The 19,146-nt window shown below is 35.9% G+C and carries 19 protein-coding genes and 1 pseudogene; 12 read left to right on the forward strand and 8 right to left on the reverse strand.

What is annotated here, in order from left to right:
- Nucleotides 1-725 precede the first annotated feature (725 nt).
- Nucleotides 726-1,451 carry a ZIP family metal transporter gene (locus tag ABDZ84_RS17515; protein ID WP_121604954.1) on the forward strand — a complete coding sequence of 242 codons (726 nt, stop codon included), beginning with the start codon at nucleotides 726-728 and terminating at the stop codon, nucleotides 1,449-1,451.
- Between the two features lie 483 nt (nucleotides 1,452-1,934).
- Here ABDZ84_RS17515 and ABDZ84_RS17520 read toward each other — a convergent pair whose 3' ends face one another.
- The 3 genes from ABDZ84_RS17520 to ABDZ84_RS17530 are packed head-to-tail and all read right to left on the reverse strand — an operon-like array spanning nucleotide 1,935 to nucleotide 4,308.
- Nucleotides 1,935-3,335, reverse strand: a complete 1,401-nt coding sequence (locus ABDZ84_RS17520; protein WP_026682251.1) for a nucleoside recognition domain-containing protein — start codon at nucleotides 3,333-3,335, stop codon at nucleotides 1,935-1,937.
- Nucleotides 3,325-4,056, reverse strand: coding sequence for a FeoB small GTPase domain-containing protein (locus ABDZ84_RS17525; RefSeq protein ID WP_026682250.1), 732 nt, complete (start codon nucleotides 4,054-4,056; stop codon nucleotides 3,325-3,327). Before ABDZ84_RS17525 ends, ABDZ84_RS17520 begins: the two co-directional genes overlap by 11 nt.
- Nucleotides 4,057-4,308, reverse strand: a complete 252-nt coding sequence (locus ABDZ84_RS17530; protein WP_318279949.1) for a FeoA family protein — start codon at nucleotides 4,306-4,308, stop codon at nucleotides 4,057-4,059.
- Nucleotides 4,309-4,637: 329 nt separating this feature from the next.
- On the opposite strand from ABDZ84_RS17530, the pseudogene ABDZ84_RS17535 reads away from it, so the two are divergent.
- Nucleotides 4,638-5,602 (forward strand): annotated as a pseudogene (locus ABDZ84_RS17535) (bile acid:sodium symporter family protein).
- Nucleotides 5,603-5,676: 74 nt separating this feature from the next.
- Here ABDZ84_RS17535 and ABDZ84_RS17540 read toward each other — a convergent pair.
- The gene (locus tag ABDZ84_RS17540) at nucleotides 5,677-6,096 is read right to left on the reverse strand and encodes an Hsp20/alpha crystallin family protein (protein WP_051388387.1); all 420 of its coding nucleotides are present in this window, start codon (nucleotides 6,094-6,096) and stop codon (nucleotides 5,677-5,679) included.
- Nucleotides 6,097-6,694: 598 nt separating this feature from the next.
- Here ABDZ84_RS17540 and ABDZ84_RS17545 point away from each other — a divergent pair.
- The 8 genes from ABDZ84_RS17545 (at nucleotide 6,695) to ABDZ84_RS17580 (ending at nucleotide 14,111) form a co-directional block, all read left to right on the forward strand.
- Complete coding sequence (locus tag ABDZ84_RS17545; protein ID WP_343782423.1) at nucleotides 6,695-7,855, forward strand: hypothetical protein; 1,161 nt, start codon at nucleotides 6,695-6,697, stop codon at nucleotides 7,853-7,855.
- A gap of 13 nt (nucleotides 7,856-7,868) precedes the next feature.
- Nucleotides 7,869-9,134, forward strand: a complete 1,266-nt coding sequence (locus tag ABDZ84_RS17550) for a metal-dependent hydrolase family protein (protein ID WP_026682246.1) — start codon at nucleotides 7,869-7,871, stop codon at nucleotides 9,132-9,134.
- Between the two features lie 455 nt (nucleotides 9,135-9,589).
- Complete coding sequence (gene ectA, locus ABDZ84_RS17555) at nucleotides 9,590-10,069, forward strand: diaminobutyrate acetyltransferase (protein ID WP_051388386.1); 480 nt, start codon at nucleotides 9,590-9,592, stop codon at nucleotides 10,067-10,069.
- A 42-nt stretch (nucleotides 10,070-10,111) separates the two neighbouring features.
- On the forward strand, nucleotides 10,112-11,356 hold the full coding sequence (gene ectB, locus ABDZ84_RS17560) for a diaminobutyrate--2-oxoglutarate transaminase (protein ID WP_343782495.1): 1,245 nt from the start codon (nucleotides 10,112-10,114) through the stop codon (nucleotides 11,354-11,356).
- Nucleotides 11,357-11,391: 35 nt separating this feature from the next.
- Nucleotides 11,392-11,778: an ectoine synthase gene (locus tag ABDZ84_RS17565; RefSeq protein ID WP_026682243.1), complete on the forward strand. Its 387-nt coding sequence runs from the start codon at nucleotides 11,392-11,394 to the stop codon at nucleotides 11,776-11,778.
- A gap of 645 nt (nucleotides 11,779-12,423) precedes the next feature.
- Nucleotides 12,424-12,894, forward strand: coding sequence for a GNAT family N-acetyltransferase (locus ABDZ84_RS17570; RefSeq protein ID WP_026682242.1), 471 nt, complete (start codon nucleotides 12,424-12,426; stop codon nucleotides 12,892-12,894).
- Nucleotides 12,895-12,948: 54 nt separating this feature from the next.
- On the forward strand, nucleotides 12,949-13,419 hold the full coding sequence (locus ABDZ84_RS17575; protein ID WP_026682241.1) for a GNAT family N-acetyltransferase: 471 nt from the start codon (nucleotides 12,949-12,951) through the stop codon (nucleotides 13,417-13,419).
- A complete protein-coding gene (locus ABDZ84_RS17580; protein ID WP_026682240.1) occupies nucleotides 13,416-14,111 on the forward strand; it encodes an HAD family hydrolase in 696 nt (231 codons plus the stop codon). Before ABDZ84_RS17575 ends, ABDZ84_RS17580 begins: the two co-directional genes overlap by 4 nt.
- Nucleotides 14,112-14,152: 41 nt before the next feature.
- Here ABDZ84_RS17580 and ABDZ84_RS17585 read toward each other — a convergent pair whose 3' ends face one another.
- Genes ABDZ84_RS17585 through ABDZ84_RS17595 form a run of 3 tightly spaced genes read right to left on the reverse strand, consistent with a single transcriptional unit; the run spans nucleotide 14,153 to nucleotide 15,404 of the window.
- Entirely contained in the window at nucleotides 14,153-14,503 is a 351-nt protein-coding gene (locus ABDZ84_RS17585; protein ID WP_026682239.1) for a DMT family transporter, read from the reverse strand.
- A 22-nt stretch (nucleotides 14,504-14,525) separates the two neighbouring features.
- Nucleotides 14,526-14,849 carry a DMT family transporter gene (locus tag ABDZ84_RS17590; RefSeq protein ID WP_026682238.1) on the reverse strand — a complete coding sequence of 108 codons (324 nt, stop codon included), beginning with the start codon at nucleotides 14,847-14,849 and terminating at the stop codon, nucleotides 14,526-14,528.
- 15 nt (nucleotides 14,850-14,864) lie between these two features.
- Nucleotides 14,865-15,404, reverse strand: coding sequence for a TetR/AcrR family transcriptional regulator (locus tag ABDZ84_RS17595; protein ID WP_026682237.1), 540 nt, complete (start codon nucleotides 15,402-15,404; stop codon nucleotides 14,865-14,867).
- A 472-nt stretch (nucleotides 15,405-15,876) separates the two neighbouring features.
- On the opposite strand from ABDZ84_RS17595, the gene ABDZ84_RS17600 reads away from it, so the two are divergent.
- Entirely contained in the window at nucleotides 15,877-16,713 is an 837-nt protein-coding gene (locus ABDZ84_RS17600) for a metallophosphoesterase (RefSeq protein ID WP_034679388.1), read from the forward strand.
- Between the two features lie 224 nt (nucleotides 16,714-16,937).
- Here the strand turns inward: ABDZ84_RS17600 and ABDZ84_RS17605 are convergent, their stop codons facing one another.
- Nucleotides 16,938-17,690 (reverse strand): DUF899 domain-containing protein, encoded by a 753-nt coding sequence (locus tag ABDZ84_RS17605; protein ID WP_226983503.1) that lies wholly within the window; start codon nucleotides 17,688-17,690, stop codon nucleotides 16,938-16,940.
- Between the two features lie 208 nt (nucleotides 17,691-17,898).
- Between ABDZ84_RS17605 and ABDZ84_RS17610 the strand changes: the two genes are divergently transcribed.
- On the forward strand, nucleotides 17,899-19,113 hold the full coding sequence (locus ABDZ84_RS17610) for a DUF819 family protein (protein ID WP_343782430.1): 1,215 nt from the start codon (nucleotides 17,899-17,901) through the stop codon (nucleotides 19,111-19,113).
- The last annotated feature ends 33 nt before the right edge of the window (nucleotides 19,114-19,146 follow it).

Raw genomic sequence — 19,146 nt, forward strand, 5'->3', positions numbered from 1 at the left:
TTTGAATGATATAAAGTAAACGGGAGAAAAACGGAGTAATTCTGAGATAATTTTAATTTATAGAGGGAGGTGTCTCCAAAGACAAAACATGAAGGGTGAACTATAAAATTATCCTCCCAGATAAATTAACTGTAGTTGGCTATCATAAAGAATTAAAAAACATCATCCATTAGTAATGAGTCAATGGGCGATAAATGCTTTTGTTCCGAATATGCGCAGATGCACATACTCCGTCCTCAGTGAAGTTACCTAAATCAGGTGAGTGGCCAGTCTTCAATGCAGATGGTGAATTATTTAATTAGCTGGTTTATGAATTTAGCAAATAGTATTTTAGTGGATGCATATCTTTTGAGCAGAAATTAATTATGGACTAAATGGATTAAGAAGGTTGTAGCTTGAAAGGGAGTTGCTTTTCTTGCATACATAGAAAATTAAACATAGTAGATAATCATAGCCATAAGACAAATAGCAACTTTGGCAAGAAACCTCATTTGGATCCCTCCATACATGTATTATCTATAGCTTTAATTCAAGTATAAAGCAGCATTTTTAAGTATGTATGAAATGATGGTAAACAATGTGTAAAAAATGGATGAAAAATACACGTATTCATGAACATTTATCCCACATATAACTGGCAGTAAAACCCTCACTGATTGAATTTTCACTTTCATTCATAATTTTTTCTGAGCTTGTATAAATATATCCTTAAGGAGAGGTTGTGAATGAAATTAGTAGTCATCGTAGGTGTTCTTGTTTTTATTGGTCTTTTATTTGGAGGTTTCTTAGCATCGATTATGAAAATTATTTTTAACAAACAGACTGCAAATCTCTATCTGTTTGCTTCTGGTATACTTATAGGAATTGTAGTTTTCATGTTAGTTCCTGAGGCTATGGGTCATTATAATCGTTTAGGATTAATAATTGGAATTCTAGGTGGCGTATCCTTTATGTTATTTCTTGAAACCAATGTATTAAAATCTGTTAATAGTGACCAGCTGAGACCACGGATGATTTTAAGTTCGTTTTTTTTAATCATAGGAATTGTATTTCATAATCTGCCAGTTGGACTGATGGTAGGTATGGAATTAGATAGTGCTACCTGGTTGTTAGATGGAACACTATTAGGGCCATTTGTGATTCACCAGATACCTGAAGGAATGGCTTTATTTGTGTCTTTTTTAGCTTGGACAGATACGCTTTCTCCCTTTCTGATTACTGCGTTTTCGTTAGCATTTTTTATGATTTTATTTATAGCAATAGGACATTTTGTAATGGATTTTACATTCAAAACAAAATCTGTTTGCATGGGAATCGCGATAGGCACACTAGGATATGCTAGCATTCATGGTATTCATTATCGCAGGGGCAGTTTTTCAACATCTTATATTCATCTCCTATTAGGGGTACTGTTTATTCTCATTTATACCGTTTTGATTAAAAGTCATTAATGGACATTGGAAAATAAACATACTATTAAATCAATATAGTAGTTTCTACCCGAAAGTTTGGTAATTGTCCCTAGATCATCCAAATTTCTGTTTCTTGTTAATTACTGATAGAAAAGGTTGTTTGCCTATTTAGTAACCGCAGTGTAAGATGGATCTAGCAGAAATGACACACAGTATGTCCCGAGTTGGTAAGTGCATTGATAACGGACCAATGGAATTGTTTTGGAGAACTCAGAAATGTGAGAAGTATTATCTACATAGGTAAGGAACGTTTAAAGAGCTTTCAAAAGCAATTGATGATTATATCGAATGATAGATATCAAGTAAATGAAACGGCCTTAGTCCCTGTTGATAGAGCTAAAGCCGCTTAAATCCATTTTTATTATTAATTATTTCCACTGTTTACTTGACAGGGCGCAGTTCAGATATTGCCCACTAATCTTCGTATGTGTTGAAAGAAACAATCAACAACCAAGGTTAAGCTTATACAAGCCCTAAACCTCTAACGATTTGTGCAATTGTAAACGTTACTGTAATAGCAATTGCGGTTGGCAGCGCAAAAGCAGCAAATGTCCATTTAGGACTTTTAGTTTCTTTCCATATATTTAACATTGTTGTACCACAAGGATAATGTAAAAGGGAAAATAGCATCATGTTTAATGCGGTTAACCAAGTCCATCCATGATCAAGGAAAATTTGCTTTAGATCATTAAGATTATCTACTTCAATCATAGAACCTGTTGAAAGGTATCCCATCAATAAAATTGGTAGGACAATTTCATTTGCAGGAAATCCGAGTATAAAAGCCATTAAAATAAATCCATCTAAACCAATGGCTTGTGCGAATGGATCGAAAAAGCCAGCAACATGCTCAAGTATACTTAAATCACCAATAAATATATTTGCTAAAATCCACGTAATAACTGAAGCTGGTGCCGCAACAATAACAGCCCGTTTTAAAACAAACCAAGATTTATCTAAAGTAGCTCGGACAATCGTGTTCCATATTTTGGGTTTACGGTATGGAGGCAGCTCCAATGTATAGTGGGAGGGAACGCCCCTTAGTAATGTTTTTGAAAGAGCCCATGATACAAATAGTGTCATGATTACACCGAATAATACAATTCCTACAACGACAGCAGCTGATATGAATGTATTCATTCCCCCAGAAAAGCCTGCAGCCATGAATAAACCTGCGAGCAATATTAATAATGGCCAGCGCCCATTACATGGAACAAAATTATTTGTTAAAATGGCCAGCATTCGCTCTCTTGGAGATTCGACAATACGTGAAGACATTACTGCAGCTGCGTTACAGCCAAACCCCATAGCCATCGTTAACGATTGTTTGCCATGTGCACCTGATTTTTTAAAAAAGCGATCTAAATTGAAGGCAACCCTTGGTAAATAACCAAAGTTCTCCAATAGGGCAAACATTGGAAAGAAGATTGCCATTGGTGGGAGCATTACACTAACCACCCATGATGTTCCACGATAAAATCCCTCTATTAGGATACCGTATAGCCAGTCTGGTGCTTGCAACCACTGAAATAATGCCGTTAACCAATCTTCCACAGTGGCAAAGGCTTCCGCAATGACGACACCAGGATAATTTGCACCAGCTATAGTTAAATAAATTACAACACCAAGCATAAGTAGCATAATCGGAAATCCGAAAGCCTTTGACGTGAGAATTTTGTCTAAATTTTCATCTAACCATGAGACTTTTTTATTCGAATATGCTACTGATTTGTTAGTTAGATCCTGAGAAGATGTATATATACGTGAAACAATGTGATCTCGTAAGTCATCTGATTGCATATTTTCTTGTTCATTAAAGAGATTATCTAACTGGTGTAGCTTCTGTTCAACATTATGCTCCATGACAACAATCCCCCTTTACTAATTGTTGCTGAGAATGGACGAAGTTAGGGTCTCGAATATAAGCTTTTAGTGCCTCAAGCAGTTGCTTATCTCCATCCAATAATCGAAGGGATAGCCATCTGGAAGGTAATAAGTCACCAAAAATAGCTTGTATTTTAGGCTGTAATTCATGTATTTTTTGTTCCACCTCGTCTGCGTACTGAACTTGAAACGGATGTGTCTGTATTTTGCCATCAATCATTTGGTCGATCGTTTTAAGTAATTGAATAATACCAATTTTTTCTCGGGCTGATATTAAAATAACCGGAATTCCCAATTGGCGAGATAGCTCTTCCTTATCTATGTGTATTCCTTTTCTTCTTGCTTCATCAATTAAATTGATGCAAAGAATAGCATTGCTTGTCATTTCAAAAACTTGTAATGCTAAATTTAGATTTCGGTCTAATGAAGTTGCATCTACGACAACTAAGGTTATATCTGGCTTTTCAAAAATAATAAAATCTCTTGCGACTTCTTCATCCGCAGAGTTGGAATAAAGGGAATAGGTTCCAGGTAAATCAATAACCTGATAGATATGATTATCCGTTTTAAGTTCTCCTTCCGCACGTACGACTGTTTTACCTGGCCAATTTCCAGTGTGCTGTTTCAATCCAGTTAATAAATTGAACAATGTACTTTTTCCGGTATTCGGGTTACCTGCTAAGGCAATCGTGTGACTCATTTATATCACCTCGCGATTCATTTTTTTTGCATAAATAAGTGAGCTTTCTTCTTTACGCAAAGCGATTGTTGTATGAAACACTTTAAACGCTACAGGGTCACCTAATGGACTTTTTTGTACTACTTCTATAGTCACTCCAGGTACAAAACCTAAATCTAGTAGTCTTCTTCGCATTACATTTTTTAGTTTAATAGATGTAATCTGTAGTTGATCTCCAACTTGATATTGGTAAATTGGCTTACCCTCTATCAATTTTGTCATCTCCTTTTGGTCGTTGTATAAACAGTTGGATTAGGGCAACTTATGAGTACATATAGGTATAAATATGTACGTTAACTTAGAATGTGCCTGTTTTTCTTCATTGAATATATTATGATTATAAACCAAAATTTTTACCGTGTACAACAATGGATCTTGAAAAACATATTTCTGCTTGGCTAATTAGCTTTGGTACTATACTCCTGTTTTTGTCACTTCAGCAATATGTGTAATAGGTCTTAAAAGGGCAAATTAGTACTAGACTTTATTATCAGATTTTTGTTATTATATTGAAATATTATTTAAATAAGGGGGGAGTCCACTTGAAGCTATTAGAAAAAATTAGTACAGTTGCAGGCAACACATTTGCCATCTGGGTTATTCTATTTGGGACTCTAAGTTTTATATTTCCAAGTGGTTTTTCTTGGATAGTTTCATTCATTCCGCTACTTCTAGGAATCATCATGTTTGGTATGGGGTTAACACTTTCCACGGCTGATTTTAAAGGTGTCGTTCAAGCACCAAAAAGTGTCATGCTTGCAGTATTAGCACAATATACCATCATGCCTTTATTGGCTATGGCTTGGCCATCCTTTTTCAACTTCCATCAGAAGTAGCAGTCGGTGTTATTTTAGTTGGTTGCTGCCCAGGTGGCACAGCATCCAATGTTATGACGTTTCTAGCAAAAGGTAACACCGCACTATCTGTTTCCGTAACAGCAGTATCTACAGTGCTTGCCCCAGTTTTAACTCCAACAATGACTTGGCTATTGGCAAGTGAATGGCTGCCGATTTCGGCTGGTAGTATGTTTTTGACCATTGTAAAGATCGTTTTAATACCAATTATTCTAGGCATTGTTATTCGTATGGTATTTCGAAGACGAGTTGAACAAAGCATAAAAGTTTTACCGCTCGTTTCAGTTATTGGCATTGTTGCAGTTGCAGGTGCTGTTGTATCTGTGAATACAGAAAATATTACTTCATCAGCATTTACTGTCTTTTCAGTTGTAATTTTGCATAATGGATTAGGATTACTACTTGGATTTCTGCTAGCAAAAGTTGTAAAACTTGATATCAAAGATCAAAAGGCGGTGGCAATTGAAGTGGGTATGCAAAATTCTGGACTTGGTTCAACATTGGCACTTGCTTATTTTTCACCGATCGCGGCGGTTCCGAGTGCCTTGTTTAGTGTTTGGCATAATATTTCGGGACCTATTCTAGCAACCATTTGGGCAAAGCAAAGTGAAAATATTGATCCACCACAAGATAATGAAGAAAAATTAGCATAAATATGAAAGGAGAATGTCCTTACATTCAAAACACCATCTTAACAAAATGTTATGTTAAAATGGTGTTTTTTCTGTCAGTCATTAATATCAATGAATCGTCTACTTGAATTCTTCTTAGGAATGGTTATTTGTAATATTCCATTGTTTAAGTCAGCCTTTGTTTCTTTTTCCGATATGGTGAATGGAATCGTAATTGTTCGTTCCGCACGTTGGCCGCGGTAGCTTCTTTCCTGCTCATTGGATGAAAATTCTTCCACTGCAATACGTAATTGATTTCCGATAATCTCTAATTGGATTTGGTCACGTTTATATCCAGGTAATTCTGCTTCAACAATTACATTTGACTTTGTTTCATAGGTATGGACGTTTAAAGGGCGTTTTACCAATGAATTGAAATTCTTTGCAGATTCATTAAAGAATGCATCCATTTGCTCCATTAAGCCATGAAAGGGATTCCGTTCAACTCGCTTTAAACGATTATCGTTATTATCCACAAATAATCACCTCTTTGCTTAAATCTACACTAATAACCTATGCTTTAATGGAATAATAGTAGTGGGCGCAAGTGTAATTAGAAGCGCTATTAATAAGATAGGATAAAAATTTTAAAAACAAAGAATGATAACCAACTAGAAATAACGGTTCGTGCAACGAAGCTGCTCCTGAAAGATACTTTACTTTTCCTCTGCTGGCTTGTTAGCAGCCTTATGCTAATGTACAGAGGGTTTTATGTTTTCCGTCCGAAACCTTTTCTTCCGTAATCGTTTATCTACGCATCTGAAGATAAAGAGTACGTTGTCCGTCTTTTAAGTAGAGCGTTTTTAGATATAAACGCCACATAAATTTCTATATTCCTTGAAAATCAAAAAATATTTTGTCGAAATTCGTCGTATATGAGCGGGAATTGAAATCATGTATCGATAATAAAGGAACCGTTTTCTTTGCTGATAAATCAATAATTGGGATAGTTAATTCGAAAAAATTAATTAACTTATACTATTAAAACTGTAATAAATTGTCTGAAAAAACAGTATAGACAAAAATTTAAGCTGGTGATATAGTAATAAAAATTCATTTTGAGGAGGGGTTCTCTTGTTAAGTAATCCACTTATTGCTACTGCACTTATTTTTGCGTTAATTGCCCTAGGAGAATGGCTCTCCATTATTTCTAGAGCTCGGATTCCCATGCTCCTAACAGCCATGGTTGGATTCCTAGTTTGTGTCTGGACAGGAATATTTCCTGAAGACATTTTAGAAAAATCACAATTTGCTGCTTTAGGAGCTATTTTAGTAGGACCAGCTATTTTGCATATGGGGACGATGATCCCACTATCTTTGTTAAGAAGCCAAGTAAAAGCTGTATTGATTGCACTTGGTGGAGTTATTGTATCAGGAATTATTATTCTTGTTATTGTTTCGCTCATGTTTGATTATGGCACGGCTGTTGCTGGAGTTGGACCTCTAAGCGGTGGAATTATTGCTCTCCTCATTACTTCTGAAGAACTTGCATCGATTGGAAGATCAAGCTTAGTTGTTATTCCTGCTTTAATCGTAGCTTTTCAAGGTTTGTTCGGGATGCCTCTTGCACTAAATTTTATGCGCAAGTATGCAGTGAAAATACAAAACCAACTGGATAATGGAACCTTTGTGCCTATGGTAAATGAAGTTGCTGCAACCAAAGAGAAAACAAAAGCTAGTCCACTAAGAGAAAGCGCGGTTCTTAAGTTATTTTATATATTTATCGGTGCAGCTATTGGTACTACGTTAGGTGAAGTAACTCCTATTCATGCTACATTATGGTGTTTGGCAATTGGAATTGCAGGACTTAAAATTGGGATTTTTGAAACGAAGACATTAGAAAAAGCAAATTCATTCACCATTACGATGATTGCGATTGTCTTTGTAGTAATTGGTACAATGGCAGATGTAACACCACAAGAAGTACTAGCCAATTTACCAAGCATTCTATTAATTCTAATTTTGGGAACATTTGGTATTGCGCTGGGTGGGTTTATTGTTTCTAAGCTAGTCAAATGGGATCCATTAAAAGGAATGCCAGTAGCATTAACTGCATTGTTTGGCTTTCCAGGTGACTATCTCCTATGTGAAGAAGTTAGTCGAAGTGCTGCACGAAATGAAGAAGAAGAGAAAATTATCTTTAATGAATTACTAGCTCCAATGCTTATTGGCGGATTCACTACTGTTACTGTTGCATCTGTTGTTATTGCTGGGTTTTTGGTTCAAACACTATAAGGAGGAAGATTAAATGAGTAAAATAATTATTGAAAATGGCTCTGTAATTGACGGTACAGGAAAAGAACCATTAAAAAATTCAATTGTGGTTATTGAAGATCAGAAAATCACCTATGTAGGTAAACAAGAAGGGTATGCGAAATCCGGAGAAGAAGCTGTAATAGATGCTCAAGGAGGCACTATTTTACCTGGATTAATTGATTCTCATGTGCATATGATGATGGAATTTTCGCCAATTGCTGATAGGCTTGCAACACCATTCTCATTTATGTATTATCAAGCAGCTAAGTATTTAAAGACTACGTTACATGCAGGTATTACTTCAGTTCGGGACGCATTGGGGACTGATCTAGGAGTGAAAAAGGCCATTGAAGAAGGGCTTATTTCTGGACCAAGATTACAATTAAGTATTAACGCTTTAACAATTACTGGTGGACATGGAGATGGTTATACAGTTTCCGGAAATGTAGTTGATCTTTTACCTTCTAATTATCCTGGAATGCCAAGTGGAAAGTGTGATGGGGTAGAAGAGGTTCGTAAAAAGACAAGAGAAATGCTACGTGCAGGAGCTGAAGTTATTAAAGTTCATGCAACTGGTGGAGTATTGAGTGCCACAGATCACCCAGAATTTACTCAATTCTCATTAAATGAACTTAAAGCGATCGTAGAGGAAGGACGTTTTCGGAAAAACGTAAAAGTTATGGCACATGCACAAGGTGCTGAAGGGATTAAAAATGCTGTTAAAGCAGGAATTCATTCCATTGAGCATGGAATATTTTTAGATGATGAAGCCATTGAAATGATGCTTGAAAATGGTACGTTTTTAGTACCAACCTTGCTTGCGCCAGTTGCCGTTCTGGAAACAGCAAAGGAAACAGGCATGCCTGATACAGCCGTGCAAAAATCGAAAGAGGTAATTGAACAGCATAAAGCAAGTATTGCTAAAGCACATCAAGCTGGTGTGAAAATAGCAATGGGTACGGATGCTGGCGTAATGAAGCATGGGACGAATCTTCGAGAATTAGGGCTTATGGTAGACGTTGGAATGAGCCCTATGGAAGCTATTGTTGCTTCGACGAAAACGGCTGCTGAATGTTTAGGATGGGAAGAAAAAGTAGGAACAATTGAAACAGGAAAGTTAGCAGATGTTATTGTTGTAAAGGGGAATCCATTGGAGGATATTTACTCGCTTGCAACGAATGAAACTGTACAAGTTGTTATTAAAAATGGGGAGATAGAGAAAAATATGCTAATAAAAGAAACGATAGCGTCGAATTAGTATTTAATAGAAGTGCTATTGCCTTAATAAATAGGGTTATGGTACTTCTTTTATTTAATATTAAAAAGCGGAAATAATTGAATGCTTGTAACATACCAATATGGTCGAGGATTCTTAATGATATATCTGCTAAATGGGCTCATTCCTATATTTTAGACGCTTTTTGGCGAAATTGAAGTTTTTTTGGAATTGCAACTAATTGAATTGGTATAACCATCGTATTTTTTAGAATTTTTGGGCGCTATTCTTAAAGGATTGCCCTTTATTTAACTGTCACCGTAACTCAGCAAGTTTAATCAAGCTATATAAGGTTTAAAGGCTTTTGACGCTTCCCCCTAATTATTTATAAGCTTATATAGTAGATTATTTACCAAAGTCTGGGAGGTGGAAGCATCCAAAGAACCATTAGCACGATTACAAAAACACGTGAAATTGATCAGGAACTTGAGTTTCGTATGCCTACAAAAGATGATGGGGCAGCTGTGTGGGAACTAATCCATGAAATTGGTAACCTTGACCTTAACTCTTCTTATAGCTATATCCTATGGTGTGATATGTTCTCAGAATCATCCATTGTTGTGAAAAGTGAAGGGGAAACGGTCGGATTCATTTCTGGGTTTATTCATCCGAATAAACCGAATACATTATTCATCTGGCAGGTTGCTGTTCGAGAAACTCAACGGGGTAAAGGGTTAGGAACGAAAATGTTGATGAAGTTGTTAGAGCGGGAACAATTATCAGATATTCGATTTATTGAAGCAACGGTATCGCCATCCAATTTACCTTCTCAGTATTTATTTTTAGGTTTAGCAAAAAAGCTAGACACAGAATGTGTGGTTGGAAATTATTATTTATCAATTGATTTTCCACGAACAGGACATGAAGATGAGCAACTGTATAAGATTGGCCCTTTTCAAAAGGGAAATAATGAATAAAAGGATGATTTGGTGACTACAGCAGTATTAAATAATGAAAAAATGAAAACCTTTGAAGAATTGGAATCATCGGTTAGAAGCTATAGCAGAGGCTGGCCAACAATTTTTACAAAGGCTAAAGGATATAAACTATGGGATATAGATGGAAAAGAGTATATTGACTTTTTTGCTGGTGCTGGTGCATTAAATTATGGTCATAACAATGATGTTATGCAGCAAAAGCTGATTGAATATATTCAAAATGACGGAATCATTCATAGTTTGGATATGGGCACAACTCCTAGAAAGAACTTTCTAGATCAGTTCAACGACGTTATACTTAAACCTCGTCAACTAGACTATAAAATAATGTTTCCGGGACCAACTGGAACGAATACTGTAGAAAGCGCCTTGAAAATAGCTAGAAAGGTAACGGGGCGCGACACGGTTATTAGTTTTACAAATGCATTTCATGGAATGACAATAGGTTCATTATCCGTGACTGGTAACTCATTTAAACGTCATGGTGCAGGAATACCTCTTCACCATAGTGTTTCTATGCCATTTGACGAATATGTAGAGGATCAGGACTCAATTGCTTACTTAGAGCGGTTCCTCGAGGATAGTGGAAGCGGTGTAGCATTACCTGCAGCAATTATCTTGGAAACTGTACAAGGAGAAGGCGGAATCAATGCGGCTAGCATGGAATGGCTAAAGAAAATCGAATCTATCTGTAAGCGTTGGGATATTCTGTTAATTATTGATGATGTTCAAGCTGGATGTGGTAGGACTGGTACATTCTTTAGTTTTGAACCTGCAGGAATTAAACCTGATATTATTTGTCTCTCTAAATCAATAGGGGGTATTGGTCTACCTATGGCTATTACATTAATTAAACCAGAATTTGATCAGTGGGGACCAGGTGAGCATAACGGGACATTCCGTGGGAATAATTTAGCGTTTATTGCAGCTACGGAAGCTTTAACAAATTGGGAAACAAATGCCTTTAGCAACTCTATTCAGCAAAAGGCTAATCTTATTCGCGAACGTATAGAATCTATTATTAATAAATTCTCCACGTTACAAGGTGAGGCACGAGGTCGTGGGTTTATGCAAGGTATTGCGATACAAGAAGCAGATCTTGCCAATAAGATTTGTGCGGAGGCATTTAATCGCGGATTAATTGTTGAGACATCTGGACCAAATGATGAGGTTGTAAAATTCCTTCCTCCTTTAATAATTGAAGAAGAAGGGATAAATAGTGGTTTTGATATTCTTGAAGAAGCTATTAAACAAGTATTGAAGTAAACATTTTATATAAGATAGAAAAGAGGAGATTATTCATGATCGTAAAATCACTTGAAGATATTATTGGAACAGAAGATGAAACATCTGGGGAAAATTGGTCAAGCCGTCGATTTATTTATAAAAAAGATGGTGTAGGTTTTAGCATGAATGATACCATTATTAAAGCGGGTACCAACAACTTCTTCTGGTACAAAAACCATATTGAACTTGTCTATTGTATCGAAGGAGAAGGTGAGATTGAAAAATTAGAAACTGGTGAAGTATATCAATTAAAACCAGGAACTATGTACCTTTTAGATGAACATGATAAGCATGAGCTTCGTGCCCGTACACAAATGCGTATGGTATGTGTATTTAACCCACCATTAGTTGGTAGCGAAACGCATACAAAAGAAGGATATTATCCTCTATTAACAGAATAACTAAATGAAATAAATGTACTTCACCCCAAAAGTGAGAGTGAAATCTTTCTTTTGGGGTGTTTCTTTATGGCTAAATATAGTGATCCATTTAAGTTAATAGTAGTAAGAGCATATTAAGGGGTTATTTAGGATATGACATGTTGGCTAAGAAGCATGGATTGACAAGCAGTTCCCGCGTAAACGGTGGGTTGAAGAATTGTATAAGAAATTTGGGAGGGAAGGATTAATAAGGCAACGGGAATAGCAAGTTTATTCTGTTCCATTTACACTGGATGTATGAAGCTTTATGAAGAGAACAGATTCTTCATAAACGGAGACAGTCATTTAATTTGGAGCTACAACCTCCAATAATTAATTCATGGAAAAAACTGTTAGTGAAGGTGATAATGAGGCCTTGGGAAACTCGAAAGGACGACCACCTATGACTGATAAAGCTAAGAAAAAAGGCAATAAACAAACAAATGAAAAAGAAATGGCATAGGAACAAAAATTGGAACCACAGAACGAACTTCTTCGCCTAGAGGTAGAATTACAATCCATTAATTTAAACGAAGTGAAAAAGCTTCAGAACGTATGATATAATTAAAATTCAGAATAATATGAAGTGGGATGTGGAATTAGTTATAAAAGAAGGGGGTTGATTTAATGAATATTCGGTCTATCGAAGGATCCGATTACTATCGTATTTCACCTATCATAAATGAATGGTGGGGTGGGAGACAGATGGCAGATATGGTACCAAAATTGTTCTTTGAGCACTTTAATAATAGTAGCTTTATAGTTGAAGAAAACGGAGAAATCATTGGTTTCTTAATAGGCTTCGTATCTCAATCCCAGACAAACACGGCTTATATTCATTTTATTGGTGTACACCCAAATCACCGAAATATGCAAATCGGAAAACGATTATACCACACGTTTTTTCAGGTTATGAAACGGTTTAACGTTGAAGTAATACGCTGTGTCACTTCGCCAAAGAATAGAAACTCAATAGCATTTCATACCCATATGGGTTTTGATATTGTTAAGGGAGATAACGTTGTAGATGGTATCTCTATTCACACGCAATATGATGGGATAAACCATGATCGAGTTTTGTTTAGGAAGCAAATATAATTTAACTTCAAGTTTAATTATAGAAAAAGATACAACACGATTGGAGAATCCGATATGCATTACTTTTTTAAACCAATGACGCAGGAACAGGCTGAAATTATTGCTTACGAGTGGCATTACGATGGAGAGTATCGCTTCTATAATATGGAAGAAGATCAAGAAGATTTACAAGAATTCCTTAATCCTGAACGACGTCAAGGTTCTCATTTTATTGTACATGATGAAAAGAATGAATTAGTAGGTTTTTTTACCTATCATTGTGGGGATCATAAAGTAGAAATCGGGCTTGGGATGAAGCCAGAATTAACGGGGATTGGTTTAGGGCTAAATTTTTTGCAAGCGGGTATTCAGTTTGCAGAGAAAAAGTATATTTGTCAGCGTTTAACGTTATCGGTAGCTAGTTTTAACCAGCGAGCTATAAAAGTGTATAAAAAAGCCGGATTTCAGACTGTGGAATCCTTTACGCAGCATACGAATGGATCTAATTATGAATTTATCAAAATGATGAGGAGTAAGGGAAAATGATAGAAGCTGTTATTTTTGATTTGGATGGAACGTTACTTCATAGAGAAGCTTCTATAAAACGGTTTGTCACGAATCAATATGAACGCTTCTATCCTTATTTCAGTCATATACCTAAAAAATGCTATGTCAATCGATTTATAACATTGGATAAAAGGGGACATGTATGGAAAGACAAAGTATATCAACAAATGGTTAAGGAATTTAATGTGACTGGCATAACACCTAAACAGTTATTAACTGATTATTTGGTTCAATTCAAAACTAACTGCATCCTTTTTCCTGAAGTTTTAAAATTGCTGGAAGCACTGCAAGAACGATCATTAAAACTTGGCATAATTACAAATGGACAAGGACCGTTCCAAATGGATGTCATTCGTAAAACAGGGATCTTTCCGTTTATGGATGAGGTTTTGGTATCTGAATACGAGGGAATAAAAAAGCCAGACTTAGAGATTTTTAGAAGCGCTTTAGATCGGTTACAAGTTGCCGCAGCAAGAAGTATATTTGTAGGTGATCATCCCCAAAATGATGTCCATCCTGCTAAAAAGTCGGGGATGATAAGTATTTGGAAAAGAGATGCATATTGGGGAAGTGCTAATGCGGATTTTATCATTGATGATATGATGGAATTACTTCCTATAATCGAAGACGAATCATTTCATATTGGGATGTGTAAAGAGCTTTCGTGCTAATTGTATATCGTTTATGATGTGGATATCCATCTATCTAATCATTAGCTTGATGGATGCAAAACTTTATCCTCTTGATTATTTGGCATATTTAGTAAGACAACTCCTCCAATAATGAAAATCAATCCAACCACGGTCAAGAAGCTAAATGGTTCATTCCAAATTAGTATTCCTATTAATGCAGTCAATGCCGTTCCAATTCCAGCCCAAATAGCATATGCCAAGCTTAGGGCTACTGTTTTTAAACAAATAGAGAGGAAATAAAATGCTGAAGCAAAGGAAACTACGACACCAAAAGATGGTAAAGGATTAGAAAAACCATCGGATATTTTAAGCATTGTTGTACCACATACTTCACTTATAATTGAGATGGCTAACATGACATATCCTTTCATAAGAAAAACCTCCAATCTACTATTATACTCCGCTCGATAATTTTAGAGAAATAACGCCACCAATAATAAAAACTAAGCCGATTATTTTTTTAAAATTAAATTTTTCTTTATAAACAAGAACTCCAATGAGTGCAGTCAATGCAGTCCCTGCACCAGACCATACTGCATATGCAGTACTAAGTGGTATAGCAGTAAGCGTGAGCGATAGTCCATAAAACGCTATCCCCATTCCAAATATAACTCCTAAGGAAGGGAGGAGCCTTTTGAATCCGTTGGACTGCTTCAACATAGAATTTCCAAACACTTCACCTAAAACAGCAATGATTAAAATTACAAATGGATTGATCATTAGGGGCACCTCCTATGTTGTCATTTGAATTAATTTTTCAATGACCTTCTCACGTAAATTCTCATCTAATGGAGCCATGTCAAGCATTTCCGAATAATAAATACCATCAATGGCAAGTCGGATAATACTAGCAGTAACGGGATCTAGATTGTCTTGCTCAACTTTATTTTGCATATAACGATATCCCTTGCTAAGTCCTTCTGAAATATCAGGATTTAGCATGGATGCTGCCATGATTCCAATATTTAGTTTCGCGTTATTATCCAAGTCCCATTTAGATGCTTCAATTAAAGCTCGTGTCCACTTTCCTTTTTCATTAGGATCGTTTTCTGCATGTTTATTAAATGAGTTGGTAAATTGCTCAAATATATGATCAGATAAACCTTTTAATAAAGCATCTTTATTTGGGAAATGATATAGTAAACCGCCTTTGCTAATTCCAGCATGATTAGCAACAGCGTCCAAGGTTAACGAATTAAAATCATTCTCAAGAATAAACGCTGTACCAGATGTTAATATATGTTCTCGTTTCTTCTCAGCTTTCGTATTCATTACCATTCCTCCAATTAACCAACATAAAAAAGACCAACCGGACGGCTTTTTTTAAAAATTGTAACAACTAGGTGATTTTTTGTCAAATGAGTATACAAGAGCAGCGAATATCACTGTTTCATGTAAGGAGAATTGTAGAAGGAGAACTGTAAAATAGAGAAGGGTTATGAAGTAGGTAAATCATTGTTTTTTTGTAGTCTAGGGAAATTATAAAATTTGCCAATGTTAATAAATATCGTTTGAGCCGCGTCCAGCTCCAGTGCCCTATGATAAGTCATCATCGGTTCACAAGCTCACCGTGATTCCTTTATCTCTGTAGACTTGCTCCAGTCGCTACGTTTCTAATCGGGCGCTTGCGCTTTTGTGCAACGATGAAAATTACAACCTACTAGGAATGCTATGTTATATCCATATATTACAAGTGAACAAACGATGATCACCCTTTATAATAGAGTACAGGGGTGATTTCTACATGTATATAAGTATTGGAATTATAGCATTATTGAGTTATTTTATATATATAGGCTATAGAAATACGCATTCTGTGGTTGTTAATCAAATTGATATAGAAAAAGATATAGAAACAAGTAAAGGGAAAGTACTAAAAATATTGCATATCTCAGACTTGCATATTGAAAATATATCGATAACTCCACAAAATATAATGCAACAATTAGACTCTCAATCGCTAGATTTAATTGCGTTAACAGGAGATTTCTTAGATCGTAAGAAAAGTATTCCCAAGCTTATACCTTATTTAGAGGAATTGAGTAAATTAAATCCTAAGTATGGTGCTTATGCGGTTTTTGGTAATCATGATTATGTGTTAAAGGATAGAGACTTTCAGCAATTAAAAGATATACTGAATCAGTATGGATTCAAAACGCTTCAGAATGAAAATGCGGTAATTACAGTAGATAGTGAGGCTGTTAATGTTATTGGCATTGATAATTTTAGTACAAATCATAGTAATCTAGTTAAATCGTTTGCAGGTTTGCAACAAGGAAGTAATCTTGTGTTAACACATGATCCAAATGTAGTTTTAGAAATGGACAAGTATCATTTTGATTATCTGCTTTCAGGCCATTTTCATGGCGGGCAAATTCATTGGCCAAAACCTTACCACCTTCGGAAAATGGGGAAACTGGTCAAGTTGAATATGGTTAAAGGACTTCATAAATTAGAAGGTCGTCCTTTTTATATTAGTGAAGGGCTTGGTCAAACAGGAATTAATATTCGAGTTGGAAGTCGTCCGGAAATTACCATTCATCATTTGCGCATAGGTAATCGGATCAAAGAAGTCATTTAGCCAGTGTTGGAAGTACAGCGTTGCGAAAATACTTCGCTGTCTCGCTATATAGGGGTTATTAAAACCAAACAACTAATTTAGAATTAGCCAAAGCACAACTAACATTTAAAAAGTTGGTACCGATCCCCAGAAGTTAGATTTTTTACTCTAACTTCTGAGGGTCGGTATCTTATTGTTCTGCTTTATTTTACTGAAAATTATTGATCTCAATCTCTTGATCTATGTCAAGACAAGGAGTCTGTGTATTTGTCATGATGTTTCCACCATTCATATCTTGGGGTTTTCCTGACCCAAGTAGGTGAGTTTTCCCAATCCTCTTGTCTGCCCATCGGGGTGATATCAAGATAGCTCCAATTACTACCTAAGTATTCAACACCACGTGCTCCTGTTGAATACGTATGATAAACCTTGTTGTTATCTTGTAAGAATACGCTGTATCCGTGCGTTTCTTCTCCTTGCTTCGTAGTTGCTCCAAAGTCATAATTGAAGTCACTGTTAAAGGAAGAGTACCATGGCAAGGTCCATTCCATTCGCTTTTTAAAGGGATGTATTTTTTCCATAGGAGCTCTAGAAATTAAGACCAACGTCGTGTCACGTGCACGTAAATGAGCTTGGTGTCCAATGTTATCTACCATCATAGAACAGCCATCGCAGCCTTCAACCCAACTGGGGTCAAACATGAAGTGATAAACAATAAGCTGTTTTTTTCCGGCGAATAAATCAAGAAGGCTATATTGCTCCTTTAATCCGTTAAATGTATAGTTTTTTGTTATTTCTACCATAGGTAAGTGACGACGTTCTGCATTTAATTTATCGCGCTCTCGAGTATGTTCCTTTTCCTTCTTTAAAAAGGCCTGATGTGCTTTATTCCAATCTTCTTTTGTTACAATCATCGCTTGATTTACATGAGTTTTGCGAAGCTGTTCATTATCAGCTGTATTATTTTTGCTACAGCAATGCTTCATTGATTCTGACATAAATAATCATTCCTTTCTCAAGTATATTCTTTCGGTAAGCAAAGAATAGCATATAGAAGAAGGAAGGGTTTCTCTTTTATTGCTATATGATCTACATAAAAGGAGTTATTTCCTCTTGACAATAATTAGAAAATTCTATATTATAATTAGTATTTTTATGATAGACGAACTAGGGGTATTAACTATCAACAATTAAAGAGGGGTTGGCATGATTACATCAATTATAAGTTCAGAAGATACATGGTTGTTATGGGCCTTTATGGCAGGTTGGGCTGCTGTAAGCATATGCTTAGAACAAAAATATAAGTGGGTCTCCAAGGTGACGGGTGCTATTATCGCTCTTGTTGGTGCGATGGTTCTCGTAAATATAAATGTGATTCCAAGTCAAGCACCTGCTTACGATGCTGTTTGGTCATATGTTGTCCCACTTGCTATTCCGCTGTTATTATTCCAGGCAAATCTTAAGAAAATATGGAATGAAAGCGGCAGAATGTTATTGCTGTTTCTTATTAGTTCAATAGGTACTGTAATCGGGGGCTTTGTTGCTTATATGTCTATGCATCAATGGATTCCAAATGCTACAAAGATTACAGGATTAGAAACAGGTTCCTATACAGGTGGAGGCGTGAACTTTGCTGCTTTGTCAGCTAAGCTTGAGGTACCAGGGGAATTGGCTTCTTCTGCTATAGTGGCTGATAATATTCTTATGGCGCTTTACTTTTTTACTCTAATTATGCTGCCAGCAATAACATTCATTCGTAACAGGTTCCATACACCTTACCTCGATGAATTGGAAAAAAACAATAATGATTCTCAAGAGAATGGAGTTCGTACCTATTGGAAACGAAAAGAAGTTTCATTAAAAGATATTGCTTTTGCTATTGGTATAGCATTTGCACTAGTAGCAATCTCGTTTAAACTTGCTGAAGTTATTGACCAATGGATTCCATCAGGAGAAGGTGTTGGTTTCTTTTACAATGTATTAAATGGTTTATTCGGCGATGGTTATTTAATGCTAACGAGTATTACCGTTTTTGTCGTCACTGTCTTCCATCGTTTCTTTGAAAATATTCATGGTGCTCAAGAAATAGGTACGTATTTAATTTATATTTTCTTTGTAGTAATTGGAGTCCCGGCATCACTTCCACTACTTATTAGTAACGCACCTTTATTATTGTTGTTTTTAGCTATTATGGTTCTATTCAACATGCTAGTAACATTTACAGTTGGCAAGCTGTTTAAATTCAGTCTTGAAGAAATGATAGTTGCTAGTAATGCTAATATTGGTGGCCCTACAACCGCTGCTGCTTTTGCAATTGCTAAAGGTTGGACGAAATTAATTGTTCCGATTATGTTAGTTGGTACATTAGGTTATGTGATTGGGAATTATTTAGGAAGTATGGTTTATTATCTTCTTCCATAAAAGTGAACTAGTATATAAAAGAGTGCCCTATGT

The organism is Virgibacillus salarius (assembly GCF_039521925.1).
Taxonomy (GTDB): Bacteria; Bacillota; Bacilli; order Bacillales; family Amphibacillaceae; genus Virgibacillus; species Virgibacillus salarius.